This is a genomic window from Trichocoleus sp. DQ-A1, assembly GCF_039961955.1.
GTDB lineage: Bacteria > Cyanobacteriota > Cyanobacteriia > Cyanobacteriales > FACHB-T130 > FACHB-T130.
The window spans coordinates 1-17,810 of sequence record NZ_JAMPKE010000049.1; the positions used below are offsets into that span (position 1 = coordinate 1).

14 protein-coding genes and 2 pseudogenes are annotated in these 17,810 nt (G+C 45.0%); 5 read left to right on the plus strand and 11 right to left on the minus strand.

Annotated features, from left to right (window positions below; translation table 11 throughout):
- Positions 1-106: pseudogene (locus tag NDI33_RS25840) on the plus strand (IS1 family transposase); the annotation flags it as partial.
- A 35-nt stretch (positions 107-141) separates the two neighbouring features.
- Here NDI33_RS25840 and NDI33_RS25845 read toward each other — a convergent pair.
- Both NDI33_RS25845 and NDI33_RS25850 read right to left on the minus strand, forming a co-directional pair.
- Complete coding sequence (locus NDI33_RS25845; RefSeq protein ID WP_199302261.1) at positions 142-636, minus strand: GNAT family N-acetyltransferase; 495 nt, start codon at positions 634-636, stop codon at positions 142-144.
- 113 nt (positions 637-749) lie between these two features.
- Entirely contained in the window at positions 750-2,054 is a 1,305-nt protein-coding gene (locus tag NDI33_RS25850; protein WP_190671870.1) for a nucleotide disphospho-sugar-binding domain-containing protein, read from the minus strand.
- A gap of 134 nt (positions 2,055-2,188) precedes the next feature.
- Between NDI33_RS25850 and NDI33_RS25855 the strand changes: the two genes are divergently transcribed.
- Positions 2,189-2,836: a TetR/AcrR family transcriptional regulator gene (locus NDI33_RS25855; RefSeq protein WP_190671873.1), complete on the plus strand. Its 648-nt coding sequence runs from the start codon at positions 2,189-2,191 to the stop codon at positions 2,834-2,836.
- A gap of 43 nt (positions 2,837-2,879) precedes the next feature.
- Here the strand turns inward: NDI33_RS25855 and NDI33_RS25860 are convergent, their stop codons facing one another.
- The 3 genes from NDI33_RS25860 to NDI33_RS25870 form a co-directional block, all read right to left on the minus strand.
- Positions 2,880-3,107: a hypothetical protein gene (locus NDI33_RS25860; RefSeq protein WP_190671876.1), complete on the minus strand. Its 228-nt coding sequence runs from the start codon at positions 3,105-3,107 to the stop codon at positions 2,880-2,882.
- Positions 3,108-3,546: 439 nt separating this feature from the next.
- A complete protein-coding gene (locus NDI33_RS25865; RefSeq protein WP_190671879.1) occupies positions 3,547-3,966 on the minus strand; it encodes a GFA family protein in 420 nt (139 codons plus the stop codon).
- A 749-nt stretch (positions 3,967-4,715) separates the two neighbouring features.
- Positions 4,716-7,763, minus strand: a complete 3,048-nt coding sequence (locus NDI33_RS25870; RefSeq protein ID WP_190671882.1) for a tetratricopeptide repeat protein — start codon at positions 7,761-7,763, stop codon at positions 4,716-4,718.
- 351 nt (positions 7,764-8,114) lie between these two features.
- Between NDI33_RS25870 and NDI33_RS25875 the strand changes: the two genes are divergently transcribed.
- Positions 8,115-8,339, plus strand: a complete 225-nt coding sequence (locus NDI33_RS25875; protein ID WP_190671884.1) for a hypothetical protein — start codon at positions 8,115-8,117, stop codon at positions 8,337-8,339.
- A gap of 374 nt (positions 8,340-8,713) precedes the next feature.
- A complete protein-coding gene (locus NDI33_RS25880; RefSeq protein ID WP_190671887.1) occupies positions 8,714-10,912 on the plus strand; it encodes an ATP-binding protein in 2,199 nt (732 codons plus the stop codon).
- Between the two features lie 551 nt (positions 10,913-11,463).
- On the opposite strand, the gene NDI33_RS25885 is transcribed toward NDI33_RS25880, so the two are convergent.
- The 3 genes and pseudogenes from NDI33_RS25885 to NDI33_RS25895 all read right to left on the minus strand — a co-directional run bounded on the left by NDI33_RS25885 (position 11,464) and on the right by NDI33_RS25895 (position 13,485).
- On the minus strand, positions 11,464-11,904 hold the full coding sequence (locus tag NDI33_RS25885) for a ricin-type beta-trefoil lectin domain protein (RefSeq protein ID WP_199302262.1): 441 nt from the start codon (positions 11,902-11,904) through the stop codon (positions 11,464-11,466).
- 124 nt (positions 11,905-12,028) lie between these two features.
- Positions 12,029-12,271, minus strand: a pseudogene (locus tag NDI33_RS25890) (hypothetical protein); the annotation flags it as partial.
- 302 nt (positions 12,272-12,573) lie between these two features.
- Positions 12,574-13,485, minus strand: a complete 912-nt coding sequence (locus tag NDI33_RS25895) for a tyrosine-type recombinase/integrase (RefSeq protein ID WP_190671890.1) — start codon at positions 13,483-13,485, stop codon at positions 12,574-12,576.
- A gap of 406 nt (positions 13,486-13,891) precedes the next feature.
- On the opposite strand from NDI33_RS25895, the gene NDI33_RS25900 reads away from it, so the two are divergent.
- Positions 13,892-14,731 (plus strand): hypothetical protein, encoded by an 840-nt coding sequence (locus NDI33_RS25900; RefSeq protein ID WP_190671893.1) that lies wholly within the window; start codon positions 13,892-13,894, stop codon positions 14,729-14,731.
- A gap of 625 nt (positions 14,732-15,356) precedes the next feature.
- On the opposite strand, the gene NDI33_RS25905 is transcribed toward NDI33_RS25900, so the two are convergent.
- From NDI33_RS25905 to NDI33_RS25915, 3 genes are all read right to left on the minus strand, one after another.
- The gene (locus tag NDI33_RS25905; protein WP_190416282.1) at positions 15,357-15,503 is read right to left on the minus strand and encodes a hypothetical protein; all 147 of its coding nucleotides are present in this window, start codon (positions 15,501-15,503) and stop codon (positions 15,357-15,359) included.
- Between the two features lie 204 nt (positions 15,504-15,707).
- Complete coding sequence (locus tag NDI33_RS25910) at positions 15,708-17,390, minus strand: hypothetical protein (RefSeq protein WP_190671896.1); 1,683 nt, start codon at positions 17,388-17,390, stop codon at positions 15,708-15,710.
- Positions 17,387-17,803 (minus strand): hypothetical protein, encoded by a 417-nt coding sequence (locus tag NDI33_RS25915; RefSeq protein WP_190671899.1) that lies wholly within the window; start codon positions 17,801-17,803, stop codon positions 17,387-17,389. Before NDI33_RS25915 ends, NDI33_RS25910 begins: the two co-directional genes overlap by 4 nt.
- Between the last annotated feature and the right edge of the window lie 7 nt (positions 17,804-17,810).

Here is a 17,810-nt window from a genome sequence, read left to right on the forward strand (position 1 = left end):
GTCTCGGTTGGTGCGAAAAACCTTGTCTTTCTCCAAATCGTTGGAGAATCACATTGGGGCAATCTGGTACTTTATCCACTACTACAACGCATCATTACGTGTTTAGCACTACCCTTCGCTGTTCCTTTGTTTTATTTTATGCTATTCAGTGATCCTAGCCATTGCATGAGCATCAACATAAGTACCAGAGCGGAAAGCGTACTTCCGAAATGTACCCTCTATTACAAAGCCATACTTTTCGTAAAGATGAATGGCGTTGGCATTATCAGTGTAAACAGTCAACTCGATGCGTTTTAGGTTAAGCCACTTTTCAGCTAAGTCTATCACCGATTCCATAAGAGCAGAGCCAATCCTTTGATTTTGGTAGTCGTCATGGACAAGCATACCTAGCTCGCCTACATGATTCCGACGCCCACCGAAGGTATGCAAACTAACCAATCCTACAACTTTTTGTTTTTGTTCCTGGCTGACAAAGGCTACTAAACGATACATCCCTGTTGATGGGCTTTCTAATTTCTTTTTGATTTCATCGCGCGATTGGTAGGGCATTTGCAAGGTTCCCCACCGGCATTTTGGTTGGAGAAAAAGCTCGGATACGTCTTCCCAATCAGACATTTCAAAAGCACGAATGAACATAACAGTTATCAGATAACAAATCATTTGTCGCTATCAACACATTAGTGTCGTTAATCCAAAAACCTTTCAAATTTTTTACAACAGGAGAAAGTGTGTTGATTGAGAGATTGCCGTTACTTGCTCAGCACAGGTTGTTTTGTGTTTGCTAGAGTTTCGAGTAATGATGCTGCAATCGCTGGAGAATCATATGACCTGATCTCTTGCTGAAACCGTTGGGCATTCTGCTTATAGGTTGGAGTAGATAGAATTGTTTCCACCGCACTTTTAATTTCTGCGGGTGTTGGGGTGCTTGTTTTGAGATCAATTCCGGTTCCAGTCCATTGCACTCTGGCGCAAATCTCTGGTTTTTCTTCAGTTTGTCCGGCTGTGACCATCGGTACTCCGTTTGCCAAAGCAATCTGCACGCCATTGAAGCCGCCATTTGTCACCATGACATCCACATGGGGCAACAAACAGGCATGAGGAATAAACGGTTCAATCCGCACATTCTGAGGTATTGCTTTGAGCTTGACCCTCTCAAGCGGCTGTTTTCCAGTCGTCGCAACGATTAACACCTCCTCATCTGCAAGGGCTTGAATCGTTGGCTCAATGAGATCGCTTGCTTCCGTTGCAACTGTTCCTTGAGTAACGTGAACGACAGGCCGTTCACCCTGCAACTCCTGCCACCAATCGGGCGGTACGAAGTCAGGGGGAGCCGGAGGCAGAAAAGTGCCAATAAAGTGAACCTGGGGCGGCAAGTCACTCCGTGGATATTCAAACGAAGGCGTTGTTCCTTGAAGGTAGAGGAAGGGTGAAAGTGCAGCCGTGAAAAAATCTTGCCCTTTGGGAGCTAAGCCAACACTAGACCGAACTCGATCTAAGTGAATACGGACATCCCGCATTAATACAGCACGAGAGAAGATGTTGAGTAGCTGATTCCGTAGCAGTCCGCTCATAGAAGGGTTCGGCTGCATTCCTAAGCCAAATGGAGCCGTATCGTGGCTCATAAAGGGTAAAGCAGACATCCCAAACGCTGCCCAGGGTAAACCTGTTTTTTCGTACAGCCAGGACATTCCCAGGAAGAACACATCACACAATAGAATCTCTGCTGGGAATTCATTGAGGATATCAGTGAGATCCTGTAATTGCGTTACTGCTGCATCAATAAAGCCGTGTTTGAGGTAGAACTTAAACTGTGCGACCCCTTTGAGCGCATCGCGCTGTTCCAGCCAACTTTTTTGAATTGTCTCTAATCGCGTTAAATCAATCCCGCGTTGAATCGAAACGTGACGCGCACCCGTCGCTTCGACCTTTTCTTTGAATCCATGCCCGGTGTACCACCACACTTCATGCCCCTGCTCAATCAGTCGCCGCACGATGGGTAGAGCCGGATTGACGTGCCCGGTCGCTGCAATCGTGCCCATCAGAAATCGTGTCATCGGTTTATGAATTAAACGTTTATTTCATAAAGATGAAGGCTACCTCTTGCTTTTGTCAAGCGTTAATGGAACGTTTATTTCATAAACCGAGTAGGATCAAGGCAGACTCACATCAACAGACCACGTACTGGCGTATGGCGCGTAAAGTCCAATCCGTAGAGCAGCCGAAGCGAGCGATTCGAGATGCCGAGACAACTCAGCAGCAGATTCTCGATGCCGCCGAAATTGAGTTTGCTCAACACGGGTTACATGGCACAAGGGTTGACCCAATTGCAACTCGTGCAGGAGTCGCGCCTCGGATGATCTATTACTACTTCCAGAGTAAAGAAGGGCTATATCAAGCCGTATTGCAGCGTCCGGCTGCGGTTCTTCAATCTGTGTTTGAGCAACTTAACCTGGATGCACTGCCTGCCAATGAAGCGTTGAGATCACTGCTTCAAGCCACAATTGAGTACGAAACCACGAACCGAAATCGGGGAATGCTTTTGTTTCAGGAAGCAATTCAGAATCAGGGACGGTACTTTAAAGTCATTAATTGGCAGGAGCCGATTGCACAACTGGCAGGCGTTCTAGAACGTGGAATGCAAACGGGTGTTTTTCGCCCGCTCGATGTTCACATGACGACGCTCAATATTATTGGCATTTGTACGTTCTATGCCAATGCTTATGACAACGTGAAGCATCTCACGCCAGACGAGGATTTACTGAGTCAGGAGATGATAGAGCGTTATACGGAAGCTGCAATTCAATTAGTGCTCAGTGGTGTCCAAGCGGATACTTAGACACATACATTTCTCGGCTAGCGATCACACTCTTGGCAGCGGTTCAGGAATTCTTATCAATAAAACTACAATCCTCGGTTGGCGTTGAGAGAGGATTTTCCTCCAAGTCGTCATACATACATTTCTCAACCGGCGATCGCACTGGTGTCCGATCCGTTTTTACATCGTCATATCCAGGTTTTACCACCTGACCCACATAGCTTGGAGCGCGACAGTGATGGAGTTGGCTGTGAAAAGAGATAAAGAGAAATTGGGAAAGGCGATCGCTCATTTAAGCGTAGAAAACTAAGATAAACCACTCTATCGCCAGTCAGGAGGTCTGCCACGAAACGCCCAAGGCAATGCGGAGAGCATCGATCTCCAAAACATCTAGTCTACTAGGGCGGGCGGAATTAAGCTGATGTACCAATAATAAATCCCTGCTGAACTCAAAAACTCTCCCATCAGGAGTGAGATCGCGAACCTTCAGTTCTAGGGGAGACTTGAAGAAACCTGCTGTAGTCTCACGCCGAAGATCCCAGAGCGCGATCGCTCACTGCTTCGACTTCCGACTCCCTACCAAATTCGGAGCGCCGAACTCGGTAGGGCGATCGCTGTCTCGATTTCTAACCCCCTGCCGAACCGGGAGAAATTTGTCTGTAAATGGTCGCTCGAGGCACAATGCCGAGATGTGTAGTCTCCAGTTACATGCCGTTAGGTACGTTCTTGCTCTACCATGACTCTGGATACTCAGCGTGGGTTGGAAGCCCTCCGCTAGGACAACCCCACGACGCTCTGGATGTCCAGAAGATGTGATCCGTCGGAGTGATAGGCGGTTCTGTATCCAACGAGCCAGCCGGAATAACCATGATCTTGCTGTTGCGTGTTAGACGTGGGACCGGACACCCGCAATGACTGCAAAACCATTTGCCAAAACTCTTTGCCGTGGGATGGTCGTAACGTGTGATGGCTTCCTCCCCTGAAAGCCATCGGAACTGGCTGGGTTCAACGGTTAGATTTGTGGCGTGGCCTGTGCCCGTGCCTTTGCGACACCGTGAGCAGTGGCAATGAGCCATTTTCTGGAACGGTAGGTTCACTTCAAATGTCACCGTTCCGCAAAGGCAACCACCGTGAATGCTAGATTTATTCATCTGCTTTCTCCGAGTGCTTAACTCTTATTGGGCTGAAAGTTTCGGTCTATCCATCTAGTTTTGGAGGATAGGCAAAAGCTTGCCATATATCATCCCAGTTAGGTACATAAAAATTTTCTGTATATTAGGCGATATTGCCTGGATAGGCAGAATTCTCCCGTGTAGGCGTTTGTGTAGGAACGTCCAAAAAACGGTTCTGTCGCCAGAATTTTTAATGACGAACAATCGGTATCATTCACACTGCTTTAAACAGCAATTACAAAGATAAATTCAATAAATTTTGCTTGAGAGATACTACTCTCTTGTTCAGCTACTTTCACTTGTCCTTGTGCGATCATATTCACTGCCTCAATCCCTCGCAACGTTCTTCTGGCGCTATTGAATGACTAGCACATCATTGGGATAGGGAATTTCGTTTGTTAGCCCCGGTAACGTTCTTCAACATCGTAACAAATGACAATACCGACATATCTTACGGCTCGATCCAAAATGACTTGCCATCACCAGACCTAGATCCCTCATATGCTGAAGAATCTAATTCCTCCTCCAATCCGGAATAGCTACATTTCCCGCCGTGCGATCGTATTCAGGGCAGGGATTCAGGAATCCTTTTCAATAAAACTAGAACCCTCTATTGGAGTACACTATCCAAAATTGTGCCCCAATAGCGTTGAACGTGATAGTGATCGCGTAATACTTGTTCTTCTGCAAGCATAAGAAATGATTACTCCTACAATCTATGTAAAAACTCACTCAGCCTCACCGATGAGGGTAAAAGCCGCCCACTGTTTAGGATTGGGATATTGTTTCATTGCTGTCAGCATCGCTTGACGTAAGGCAACCGCTTTGTCAGGATTTTGTTGTAAATTGCGATAAAACTCGGTCATTAAAAAGGCAGTAGAATCATCATTAACTGCCCACAGCGATACCAGAACGCTCGGAACGCCAGCAGAAATTAAAGAGCGAGATAAGCCAACTACACCATCACCTGTAATGTCTCCGCGTCCCGTATCGCAAGCGCTGAGAACTACTAAATCAGCTTGTAATTTCATGTCAAAGATTTCCCCGGCGGTGAGTAAACCATCGATTGCATCATCAGCTTTACCGTTCGGTGCAAGCGCGATCGCTCCCGGTACACCGAATCCTTTAAAATCATCAAGTAAGCCGTGGGTAGCCAGATGAATGATGCGTGATTTCTGCATGAGTTGCATCACCGTAGTTTTGGTTGCTTTGCTACCTGTCAGTGCTTCGGTGTTAAAGAATTTAGCAATTTTAATTGCTTCTTTTTCTGCGCCAGGGAGAGGGTCTAACTTTGCAACTAATTCCCCAATTTGAATTTTGGGCATGGTAGGATTGCCAACAACCAGCACATCCTTGGCTGCTCTTTGACCGTTATGCTTCTGCTTGCGAGTTAAGTTTAAAACTTGGATTGCAGGAGTAGTGAGGATGGTATGTTTTTCAATTAAGTATTTGCCTTGCTCGTCTTGCAGTGCGGGGAATGGGACGAGAAACAGCGATGCTTGCGGGATGAAGATAACTCGCTCATTTTCGTCTTTTGGTAGCAAGTGGGCAATGGGCGCAATGAGCAGTTTATGGAGTTGCTGTAATTTTTCAGTTGAGTTTTGGGGTTGGGGATTGACAACAGTTACGTCAAAGAGACTACGACCTCTGACACCAATATCATCACGACTGGTAGTAACGAGGTCTTGTAGAGATGTATTCAAAGATTTAATATCTACTTCCTTAAAGGCAATTTCACCTGTGGGGTTGATAACCCAAATGTAAAGCTTTGATTGTTGCCATTCTTTTTTTTCTTTAACTTTAAAATTTTCATAACCAATTGAATATTGAACAAGTGTAGCGTTTTGTTCAGAAGCAATTTGCTTAATTTCTTGAAGGATCGGAGGTTTTATATCAGGTTGATTGCTGGGGTTTTGAGATAGCTTAGAGTCTAATAACTCCACCAAAGCCCGACCGCGGCTTCGTTCGGCAATTAAGAGTGCTTGGTCAAATTTATTCTGCGCGACTAAAACTTGTTGTAGTAATTGGTAGGTAATCGCTTGCTGTTCAAAGATAGAGATTTTCTGGTCATCTTTTAAGTCCCGCGCTCGTAGAGATTCCCGATCCTCAATCGCTGCAAACAAGGTTGTTTCGGCTTGGGTATATTCACTTTGAGTATTGTAAACAAATCCAAGATTGTTGAGCGTTGTACCTTCTTGCGCCTTGTCACCAATTTCTTGGACAATGGTTAAAGCTTGTTGATAATACTCTAACGCTTGTGGGTACTGTTCCTGATTGGTATAAACTGCCCCAAGATTGTTGAGTGTCGCACCTTCTGTTGCCTTGTTACCAATTTCTTTGATAATAGCTAAAGCTTGTTGATAATATTTCAGCGCTTGTGGGTACTGTCTTAATCTGTCGTAAATTCCCCCAATACCGTTGAGCGTCGCACCTTCTTGCGCCTTGTCACCAATTCCTTGAGCAATGGCTAAAGCTTGTTGATAATATTCCAGCGCTTGTGGGTACTGTCCCAGGTTGTGGTTAACTAACCCAAGATTATTGAGCGTTGTACCTTCTTGCGCCTTGTCACCAACTTCTTGAGCAATGGCTAAAGCTTGTTGATAATACTTCAAGGCTTGTGAATACTGTCCTAGACTATCGTAAATTCCCCCAATACCGTTGAGCGTCGTACCTTCTCTCACTTTGACACCAATTTCTTGATGAATAGCTAAGGCTTGTTGATAATACTCCAACGCTTGTGGGTACTGTCCCAAGTTGTGGTTAACTGTCCCAAGACCATTGAGTGCCGCACCTTCTGTTGCCTTGGCACCAATTTTTTGAGCAATGGCTAAAGCTTGTTGAAGATACTTCAACGCTTGTGAATACTGTCCTAGGCTGTCGTAAACTCTCCCAATATTGTTGAGCGTTGTTCCTTCTTGCGCCTTATCACCAATTTTTTTGTGAATGGCTAAGGCTTGTTGATAATACTCCAACGCTTGTGGATACTGTCCCAGATTGTTGTAAACTCCTCCAAGATTGCCGAGCGTCGTCCCTTCTTGCGCCTTGTTGCCAATTTTTTTGTGAATGGCTAAGGCTTGTTGATAATACTCCAACGCCTGTGAGTATCGTCCCAGGTCGTGGTTAACTGCCCCAATACCGTTGAGCGTTGCACCTTCTGTTGCCTTGTCACCAATTTCTTTGTGAATGGCTAAGGCTTGTTGATAATACTCCAACGCTTGTGGGTACTGTCCCAAGAGACGGTAAACCTCCCCAATATTGTTGAGCATCGCACCTTTTCCTGCCTTGTCACCAATTTCTCTGATAATGGCGAAGGCTTGTTGAAGATACTCCAATGCTTGTGGATATTGTCCTAAATTGTTGTAAACATATCCAATGTTGTTGAGTGTCTTACTTTCTCCCACCTTGTCGCCAACTTCTCGGCGAATGGCTAAAGCTTGTTGAAGATACTCCAACGCTTGTGGGTACTGTCCTAGGTCGCGGTAAACTAACCCTAGACTGTTGAGGGTAGCTCCTTCGCCTGAACGCTCCCCGATTTCTCTGACAATCCCTAAAACAGTTTGAAACGTTTCTAAAGCTTCTTGAAACTGACCTTGATTTAACTGTTGAACACCTACTTGGTAAAGCCGTACCGCCTCGTCTGTGCGCTGGTCTCTTGTCTGTACCTGTGCTAAAGCAGCATTGCTTCCCCAAGTATTCCTCACCACTTGTAACGGACAACTCAACGAGATGAGCAAGGTTGCAGCAATAACGCTAAGGCGACGCAGATAAGGATACATAGTCTCTATCAGTGGTTAGCGAACTGCTTATATATATCTCCCCTCTAGGAGAGGTTATGTAAAAATTTGTTCAACTTCTTCAAGAACAGTCATTTAGTGTGATCGCACCAAAGCACGGTTCCGAAGGCGAACTGACAAGTCAGCGCTTCGCTATCGCTTCCCGCTGCACGCTCTCTTTTGACTCCATAGGAGGATTTATAAGACACGTAAATGAGTTGTGTTAGATGTGCTTTTTTTTCGGGAACTCTAAGTTAAAGCGATAGATAAAAACCAGGAGTCACATGGTTGTAAGTACCGAAAACCAATCATCAGAATGGAGGTTTATCGAGACGGAACCTTTAGGTTTAAAAGGTGAAGCTGGGGAACACCGAGTTTGGGATCGGTTTCGTCAAACTTTTAGACAAGGAGAGGGGGTTGTTCTTTGGAGTTATAGCACATTTAAAAAAACCAACAATTCAAAAAAAACCGGATATCTTGATTGTCAGCCGCGAACTTGGATTAATTATTATTGAAGTGAAGTCTTGCGGAATTAATGATATTGAAGCAATTGAGGCAAACCGATGTCAGATGAACTAACGGTTCTATAGTGACTACTTTTATCCTTACCACCAAGCAGAGAAAAAGCTTTATGCATTACTCGACCGTTACAATAAAAAAGTACTATCTAAACAAAAACTTACGCTAAGGGGCGTACCAATTAAACCTGCTAAAATCAGAAGCTTAAACTCCCTGATTTTCTCTATTAAAACCCCGTACTAAATAGCTCACTCCAATTGGTACGTCTCATTGAGATTGAACAATCTATTCCAAAATAACAATGGGGCTTACGTTTCAGACTTAGCGTAACTTTCTATTCTGTTGCTACTCAAACCTCAAGCAAAGCTTATAGAAAGTTAGATACGTGGGCATCATGGAAATCTTCTATTAAGATTAGTTTCGTCTTCCTTACTATGAAAATTCATCAGCCTCGCCGAGTTAGCGCGTTTCCATTACAAATTGTTCTGATTATTCCTTTTATTCTCCAAATTCTTGGAGCCGTTAGTTTAGTAGGCTACTTGTCCTTTAAGAATGGACAGAGAGCAGTCAATGATTTAGCAGAACAGTTGATGGCTCGCACTAGCGATGTTGTGGATGAACACCTGAAGTCCTATCTGGCAATCCCCCAAGCCCTCAACCAAATCAATGCAGATGCCATTCGTAGAGGAATGCTGGATGTGCGCGATCGCCAAATCGTTGGCAAGTATTTCTGGGATCAGATGCAGGCGTATGACCTTACCTACATTGGGATTGGCTTAACCACCGGCGAGGGGGTTGGAGCGGCTCGTTACGATGGCAAAACCATCACCATTGATGATTGGACTGCCGAACCTCCCTTCAATGTGATTACCTACGCCACTGACAACCAGGGCAATCGAACTCAAGTCAATGCTCGCTGGGATTACAGAAACACAAATGAATCATGGTATACCCAGCCGATTGCGGCGGCTAGACCGATCTGGGCGAAGATCATTACCGGAAATTATCCTACAGGTCCCTATATTGCAGCTTCTGCCAGTCGCCCCATCTATGATGCTCAAAACCGCTTGGTGGGAATGATTGCAATCGACCTTCATCTGCTGAAACTCAGTGATTTTTTACGCACTTTAGATATCAGTCAGTCTGGTCAAGTGTTCATTATGGAGCGAGATGGCACCCTAATCGCTAACTCCATAACAGCACAGCCTTTTACCCTCGCCGGTCAAAAAATCCAGAGATTACAGGCGATCGATAGCCCTAATTCAACGATTCAGAGCATTGCCAGCCACCTTCAAGTCTCCAAAGGGCTTCAGTCGATTACCCAATCCACAGCCTTTCAGCTTGAGGTGCAAGGAGAAAGACACTTTGTCAATGTTGTGCCTTGGCGCGATCGGTATGGCTTAGATTGGCTCGTGGTAGTGAGTGTGCCAGAAACCACATTTATGGGACAAGTCAATGCCAATACGCGCACGACGATCGCGCTTTGTCTAGGTGCATTGGTGATTGCTTGTGTGATGGGCGTGTTCACTTCTCGTTGGATTGCTCGGCCGATGCTTCGCCTAAATCAGGCAAGTGAGGCAATGGCATCTGGCAATTTAGAGCAGACGGTGGAAACGAGCAATATCCGAGAACTTAACACGCTGTCCAATTCCTTCAACCATATGGCAGGGCAATTGCGCGGCTCTTTTGCTGCTTTAGAGAAAAGCAAGGAGGAATTGGAAGACCGGGTAGAAGAGCGCACAGCCGAACTCAAGAATACATTAGAGGAATTGCAGCGCACTCAATCTCAAGTGGTTCAAAGTGAAAAAATGTCGAGTCTTGGGCAGCTTGTCGCCGGAGTTGCCCACGAAATTAATAACCCGGTCAATTTCATTCACGGCAACCTTACCCATGTGCAGGAATATACCGAGAGTCTATTGGAGTTGGTGGAATTATATCAGCATCATAATCCCAGTCCGGCTCCTGAGGTTCAATCGGTAGCGGAAGATATCGATCTAGAGTTTTTGCAAGAAGACCTACCAAAAATGCTGGCTTCGATGAAACTGGGAACCGAGCGGATTCGCCAGATTGTTCTATCGTTGCGAAACTTCTCGCGCATGGACGAAGCGGAGTTCAAAGCGGTTGATATTCACGAAGGAATTGACAGCACCCTGATGATTTTGCAACATCGCCTCAAAGCTACATCCTCACGACCAGAAATTGAACTGGTCAAAGACTATGCTGAACTGCCGCTCGTCGAGTGCTATGCCGGACAGCTCAACCAAGTATTTATGAATATCTTGGTGAATTCTATTGATGCCATAGACGAGAGTAACGCTAAGCGTACCTATCAAAATATTCAAGAGCATCCCAATCGAATTACAATTCGCACGTCAACTGTGAATGCAGAATGGGTGGAAGTAGCGATCGCCGATAACGGAGTCGGTATTTCTAAAGAGATTCAACAACGAATATTTAATCCTTTCTTTACGACCAAACCGCTTGGAAAAGGTACCGGAATGGGGATGTCCATCAGCTACCAAATCATCATAGAGAAACATGGCGGCAAATTGGAGTGCTTCTCAACCCCCGGTGAAGGAACTGAGTTCATCATTCGGATTCCTCTCCGGCAACACGTTAATCCAGCAGTTTAGCTGGATGTTGATTGCCAGCAAATTTCCAGTTTTACAGATATATGCTGCTATTGTTCGACTCTTTAGAGTTATTCACTTAGAGTGACTCTTGAAAATCTGTTTCTACCTCGCCATATATTACTTTCCCCGCTAGCAATTGCATTCAGGGCAACAATTTAGAAATCCTTCTCGACAAAACTAGAATTGTCGATTTGATTTGAGAAAGGATCTTCTTCCAATCCGGAATACAAGACTTTTCCGACTGGCGATCGCATTCAGGGCAGCGATTCAAAAGTCCTGCTCAATCAACCCAGAATGGTCGATTGGAGTTAACAGAAAACTTTCCTGCGAGTCGGAATAACTGACTTTCCCGATATAGGGTAGTCTAGACAATGAGGCGAGCGCCCCACGCACTTGCGTATCACTGACCTCCAGATAGGCATGAAGCTGGCTCAAATCCTGGTGCAAAACCGGACTATACCCCGGATACAGTCCCTCTGCCTATCAAAATCAAAAACCCTGTTGCAGGGTACAACAGGGTGATGAGATGGGGAACGGCTCAGTTTAGTTTGTCACTTCCAGTTCTGGAAATTGCCGCCGTTGCAGTTGAGCGTGTAGGCTTGACCAGCGGTATTGCTATCGAGACACTTCCCAGTCGCGACGTTCTTAAATTTGATGTAGGAGCCGACGCGGATGGCAGTCCATTTTTGGAAACTACCGCCGTTGCAGTTGAGTGTGTAGACTTGACCAGCAGTATTGCTGTCCAGACACTTCCCAGTCGCGAGGTTTTTTAATATGCGGTTGGGTGTGACGATATGGACGTTCCACTTCTGGAAACTGCCGCCGTTGCAGTTGAGTGTGTAGACTTGACCAGCGGTATTGCTATCTAGACATTTCCCCGTCGAGACGTTCTGGTACGTCTGCGGTGGCTTCACAGCAACTGCTGTCATGGCGATTGCAGTCGTGACAACGGTAGCCCCCCCGATAGTAAAGTATCTGAGCAATTTGTACATAGTTCCACCTGATTTTTCTGCCAACGTAGTAAATAACTCTTTTCTGTAACACCTCTCATGTAGGTTCGTTGCTTTTTCGCGAACAGCAACAAAACGTTACTTACCCTGCTGAGACTTTAAGGCCTCACCATCTAAGAATGTCTCGTTGACCAAGTTCAAAATCTTGTAATCTTCTCAGCCCCATGCCGTTTGTTGTAGTAAGTCTCAATCTTGCTGGGGTCTTTGGAATTCTGTAACCCGTATTTGCTGTTATCCCGACCTGTCCAATCATTGGGGATAGCCTTGATAGCATTGCGGAGGCTCCCAAGATTTGTTCGTCCCTGACTTCTAGGTATGCTGACAGTTGGGATAAGTCCCGGTGTCCTGAGTAAGGTGCGGCATTAGATTTGATGCACTCAACTCTCTCTAAATCTTCCAACCGGGTATTTTTTGTGGATTGCACTCCCAGCGCCCGTGCCAATTGGCACGGACTCGATAGTAGATCGATTTAGGAACGCCAGAAGTAAAATTCCACTCATCCAAGTCACTGAAAAGCCTCTGCTGTTTCCGAGCGGGAGCTTAAATATTTCCTCTATCTGTGCCAGGGGATTGAGCAATTTAGAGAGGTCTTGAGAGCGATAGGAGAAATCTTGTTAACAGTACAAGTCAAGTCTGGAATAAGGACTTGAATTACTCCTCCTTACTAATTAGCGCTACAGCTAGGGCTAAATCTTCCGGGGAAGGTTCGCAGTATCGCTTTGTGGTTTCCAGACTTTCATGCCCAGCTAAAGCTGCAACCATTTCCAATCCAACACCGGCGTCAATTAAATTTTTACAAAAGGTATGCCGGAGAGAATGGGGCGAGAAATCTTCCAAATCTCCTTTGTATTTTTCAATCAGACTTTGGATACCGCGAGGGGTGAGTTGCCCCCGCTGCCCAATAAAGATGGGTCTTACGGCTCCACGATTTTTGTAATAACCGATTTCTATGAGTGCTGACCGAGCATCATGGTTGAGTGGAATCTCTCGACGTTTCGCCCCCTTCCCGGATTGCACAATCAAAATTGCTTTGTTGGGTGTGATTTTTATGTCAGACCAGTGAAGGTCGCAAAGCTCAGAAACTCGCAGCCCGGTATTCAATAGTAATCTGACAATAATCAAGTCCCGCTCAAGACCACCCTGCTCTACCCGGGTGAGTAATGCCTGTTGTTCGCTGCGATTGAGCCAACGGATTCCCCGACGATTTTCTTTCACGACTTTGGGGATTTTCGGAACGGATGGAATCATCCCCGCGGAGAGTGCCCAATTCAAAAACACCTTGATGGTTGTCAACTTGCGGTTGATACTCTGGGGTTTGAGGGAATGGGATAAATCGCGCTTGTACTCGCGCAAGTCAACTGCGGTCACTAATTCTGGGAAAAATTCCACTGACTGCTGGAATTCAAACCAGCGGATGAAAGCATCGAGGTCGCACAGATAGTTGCGAATGGTCAGCGGACTGCGCTCATTTTCTTCTAGAGAGCGACGGAATCCATTTTTACACCGCGTCGAATTATACGCCGAGTTTTGTTTTCGATATTTGCGAATAGAGGTGACTGACATGAGACATGCGGCAACCAACTGTGCGTAATATCAAAATTATATGCACACTTGGGGTCGGCAATGATCGCGAAACCGTCGCTCAAAAACAGCAGAGGCTTTTCAATGACTGGGTGCCAATGGGGACGAACTGGAGTGCAATCTACCTCAGCCAGCTTCATCTCAAAGCTTGATTAAAAGCACGCTGAATCAAAACTCAGTAAAAATACTATGTGCGATACAGCCTCTCACCGCTTAGGGTTGATTGGGAAAGCTTGAGGGGCATAAAAGATAGTGTCAAAAAGTAAGTTCCAACAACTTAGCTTCGGAAAATCTAAGTGAAGCTTTGTAGGATTTTAACATCCAGATATTTTTCAGATGAAATACAGGGTGTCCTAAATACTTTTCTCTTTTGATTTCAGCCTAAACCATGAATGATAGTTCCGGTGGTGCATCCAATCAGCAGTCATTTTTGACTCCCCAAGTTAAAATATTTTCGCGAATCGTTGCGTTTATCGGCTTATTAATATTACTGCCTGAGTTTTTTCGCTGCCAATGGAGTGAGTGGCTAAGCCAATGGCACCTAACATCTTTGCTGCTTTTGGGAGATTTTCATTTATTTTTTGTTCTCCTTTGCCTATGGCCATCTTGGTGGTCAATGCATTCAGATAACTATTCATCTCGAAAAATTACTTTAGGCGTATTGCATTCTGTAGCTTGGGCAGCAACTTTATGCATTCTTAGCATTCCTATCTGGGTTTTTTTTGCGGCGTTCCTTCCAAAAACATTTACTTATTTCAAGACGGGAGCTGCGTTAATCGGACTCAATTTCTCTTTTTTGAAGCACATCAAAGCACGAGAAAGAAAAAAAGCTTTAATTCCTTGGGGAATGAGTTTAGTAATTTGCTCATCTGTCTTTTTTAGCGAAACTCCTTATACTACACCAATCAGCTTTCATTCAAAAATAGCCGATTTTGAAGCGGTAGTCGCTTTAGTAGATTCAGGAAAGCTGACTTCTGGTGTTGAGCTTCCTTGCAAATATAACTATCTGGCAAATGGGGGTGTCAAATCCAACAGAGGAAGAGTAACAATTACTAAAGAAAAAGAGACAACAATCATTAAGTTCTGGCAGCAGGACTATGGGATGGATAGGAGTGACACCGTTATTTACAGGTCAGACAATAAAGATATTTCTTTCTATACTTCACCATATAGCCAGGAAACTTTTAAACTAAAAAACCATTGGTTTTGGAAAATTGAAAGACGTTAAAATTGCTAAATTGGTAAAGCATACTTCTTAGAAAGAATTAACAAACACAAGAACTGATACTGAATCACGACCAACTACTGTTGTGGGAAGTCGGGAGGAAGGGTGATTGCTCCAGTCTTCACCAATTGAAGGAATTGATTGAGCAGGTCAAGTTGCCGGAGTAGATGAGGGAGATTCTGGGGTCTTCGGGTAAAGTTAAACCCCCAGTTTTTAACCGTCTGTGAACTCAATCCAGTCGCTTTCGTTAAAGCATTAATACAGCTCTTTCTGTAGCCTTTATTTGGATTGAGTGGTACCCAGCGGTTACAGTAATCAATCGGTTCTAGAGGAATTCTGCGGAGAGCTTCTATCCTCTGCTCAAACTCAGAACTCGGAGAACGGCTTCCAGTCTCCATTGATTTTTAATTAATTGGGTTGATAAATCTTGTCGAACAGCCAAGGTGGGTTGAACTCATATCTGCTGTTGAAATTTTGGTTGTAGAGGCTAATGAGCTTGTTTAACTTCCACAAGTAATCCAGAGTTCTCGATTGGAATACAAAGGCGAAGTCCCAATTGGAACCGAAAACGAAACTACAGGCGATCAATAAACTGGCGATTGAAAGATTTTTGATTCTTCTGCGGCTTTTAGTTCTCATCGCTGTCTCCATCTGCCCAGATGATTAGCCCTCTCTCATCCAACTCATCTAAGCTGGCGGCATTGATTTCTTCCACGAATGAATCTGGGAGCGAGCGCATAATTAGTTCAATTAATTGGGCAACAAACTTATTCATCCTTATTCTTTATTGAGGTTAGTAACCTATTGGTCACAGGTAGGTCACAGAACGGTCATGGATGGGTCAGTCAGAGGTCAGAGGTCAGGGATATTACCGGAAGTGATGACCGCTATGACTCTTGTTGCATAAGGGTCTGACCGTTTCTGACCTAACTGACCGAATATTGAATTTAGCGCTTTTGACTAGGGTTCTCGCGTCTGGTCAGGAGGTCACATCCACGTTAAATTCGTCAGCGTCATTTACGTTCACCAGTGATGCCCGAACCAGTTCATTGATGAGCGAACGTACTTCATCTGAATCTTTAGTTAGGTTGCGAAGTTGCTTGCACATTGTTCGCGCATTGCCGATTTTTACCCATCCTTTACCTGCAAACCAACTTCTCAAAACTTCCTTAGCTTGAGCATTGTCATGAATGACTTCTGCCTTATCACTGGATTCTGGTTCTTGTGCCGGAGTATCAATGTCAAACTCAAGACTCAGAATTCTGTTCAGGTATTCAGGGGTATATCCTTCCAGTTTCATCCGTGCCGATTGACCGGGCTTGTAGTGCCTCAAATCGGGAAGTAAAGCGACCCGACTCGGTTCTAATGTGGTGAAGATGATTGGGCGCTGATTATCCTTGGATATTGGCTTTAGTTCTTTGAATGTTGCTAGCAGTGTTGACCGTTCATCCTCATCGGCAACCATGTCTTTATTGCCAATCATGTTAGACAACACGCCGTAAGATTCGTTAATGCTGCCGAACTCATCTACTGAGTAGTTTCCCAATCCAACGAGATTAAAGTTTTTGCGACTGTTCCGGTCTGCTTTCATTCCAATAGCAGCTAAATTAAAGCTCTGTAAGTCCACAACCAGACAGACATTCAGCTCACGTCCGTTGTAAATGATGTCTGCCAGCTTGGTGAGATATTTAGAGCTTTTAACGGGTTCTTCATTCTTTAATTCTTCTAGTGCCTGATTGATACTCAACCAATCAGCAAGAATTAACCGGACTGGATTCAAATCGGTTCTGGCACTTTCGGGCAACCTACGGCGTTTGTCGTAAATACCGTGGATATGGTCAATCCCTCTTAATGCTTCTGACGGGTCAAGTGCATCGAATAGAATTACTCGTCCTTTTTTGTCCAACCCACCGAAGGAATCATTTTTCTGAGCAATCGCCCAAATTTCTGCATTCGGGTAACGCTGTTGAAACTTGGAGAGAAGGTAGGCTTCGGTGACAGACTTACCTGCTCCGGTGCTACCTACAAGTAAGGTAGAGCGGCGAGAACCTACCAGCCCGTCTAAGATTGCCATGCCAATTGTTTCTGAATCTTTGTTTAAGATGGTGCCTGATAAACCTTCCTCTGTCTGGCTACCAGATGACGGGGATTGAACAGTTATTTGTTGTTCTGGTGCCTGGGTCGGTTCAATTTGATTGCTGGTATCAAGCGAATCACGTCCATCCAGTAGCGGCTGCTCGTATGGCTCAAATGTGGCGTAAGCAACTTCAGCGGCTTCTAACATTGCTTTCTGATTAAATGACTCAAACTCAATCTGGGCTTGAAGCTTTGCTTTTTGTAAATTAGCCGTATCCCAAATAGTTTTGTATTTCTGCTGTTCTATTTCCTTCTCTAAAAGCGATCGCGCTAATGTCATTGACGTTGCAAAACCTCCAATCGCCACGAATGAACCAAGCAATTTCCATCCTGCTGAGCCTTGGGTTCGTCGCACATTTAGCGCTTCTGTTGGAGGTTGCATCCAGTCGGGATTTGAGCGCTGTTCGCAGCCACTCTCTACAGGGAGGCAGTAGTGAAGCTTGCCGTCGAAACTTCCTTGCACTCCGAAAGCCGAACCAATGACACCCAATGCCATCGCAGACAACACAATTAGCTTTGGATTCACTGCCCCGACCTCCTGATAAATATCGATAAACCAACTGCGAATCCTGCCAAAATCATCCCTATCCAACACAGGGGATTAACCACTAAAATTAAGCTAATGATTAAATCCCAAAAGCTACCCATTAAAGAGGTAGTGATTGCCAAACCAATAATGGCGTTTACCTGTGGATTTCCCTTGGCAGTTAGAACGAGATAACCAGTCGCACACGCTAATAACAAAGCGTAAGTGATGAGCATTCCTGGAATTAATCGGCAGAGTAGAGCTAGGGTCAATCCGCCCGAAAAATACAAACCGAACTCAGAGATGTTCCTAGAGAACCGATAAAACTTGATTGCCTTACTTTCTTCTACTTGAGATTCATCACAGAGGTAATCAGCCTCTTGGTGAGGCTGATGATTACTAGGGTTAAACATCAGCTTT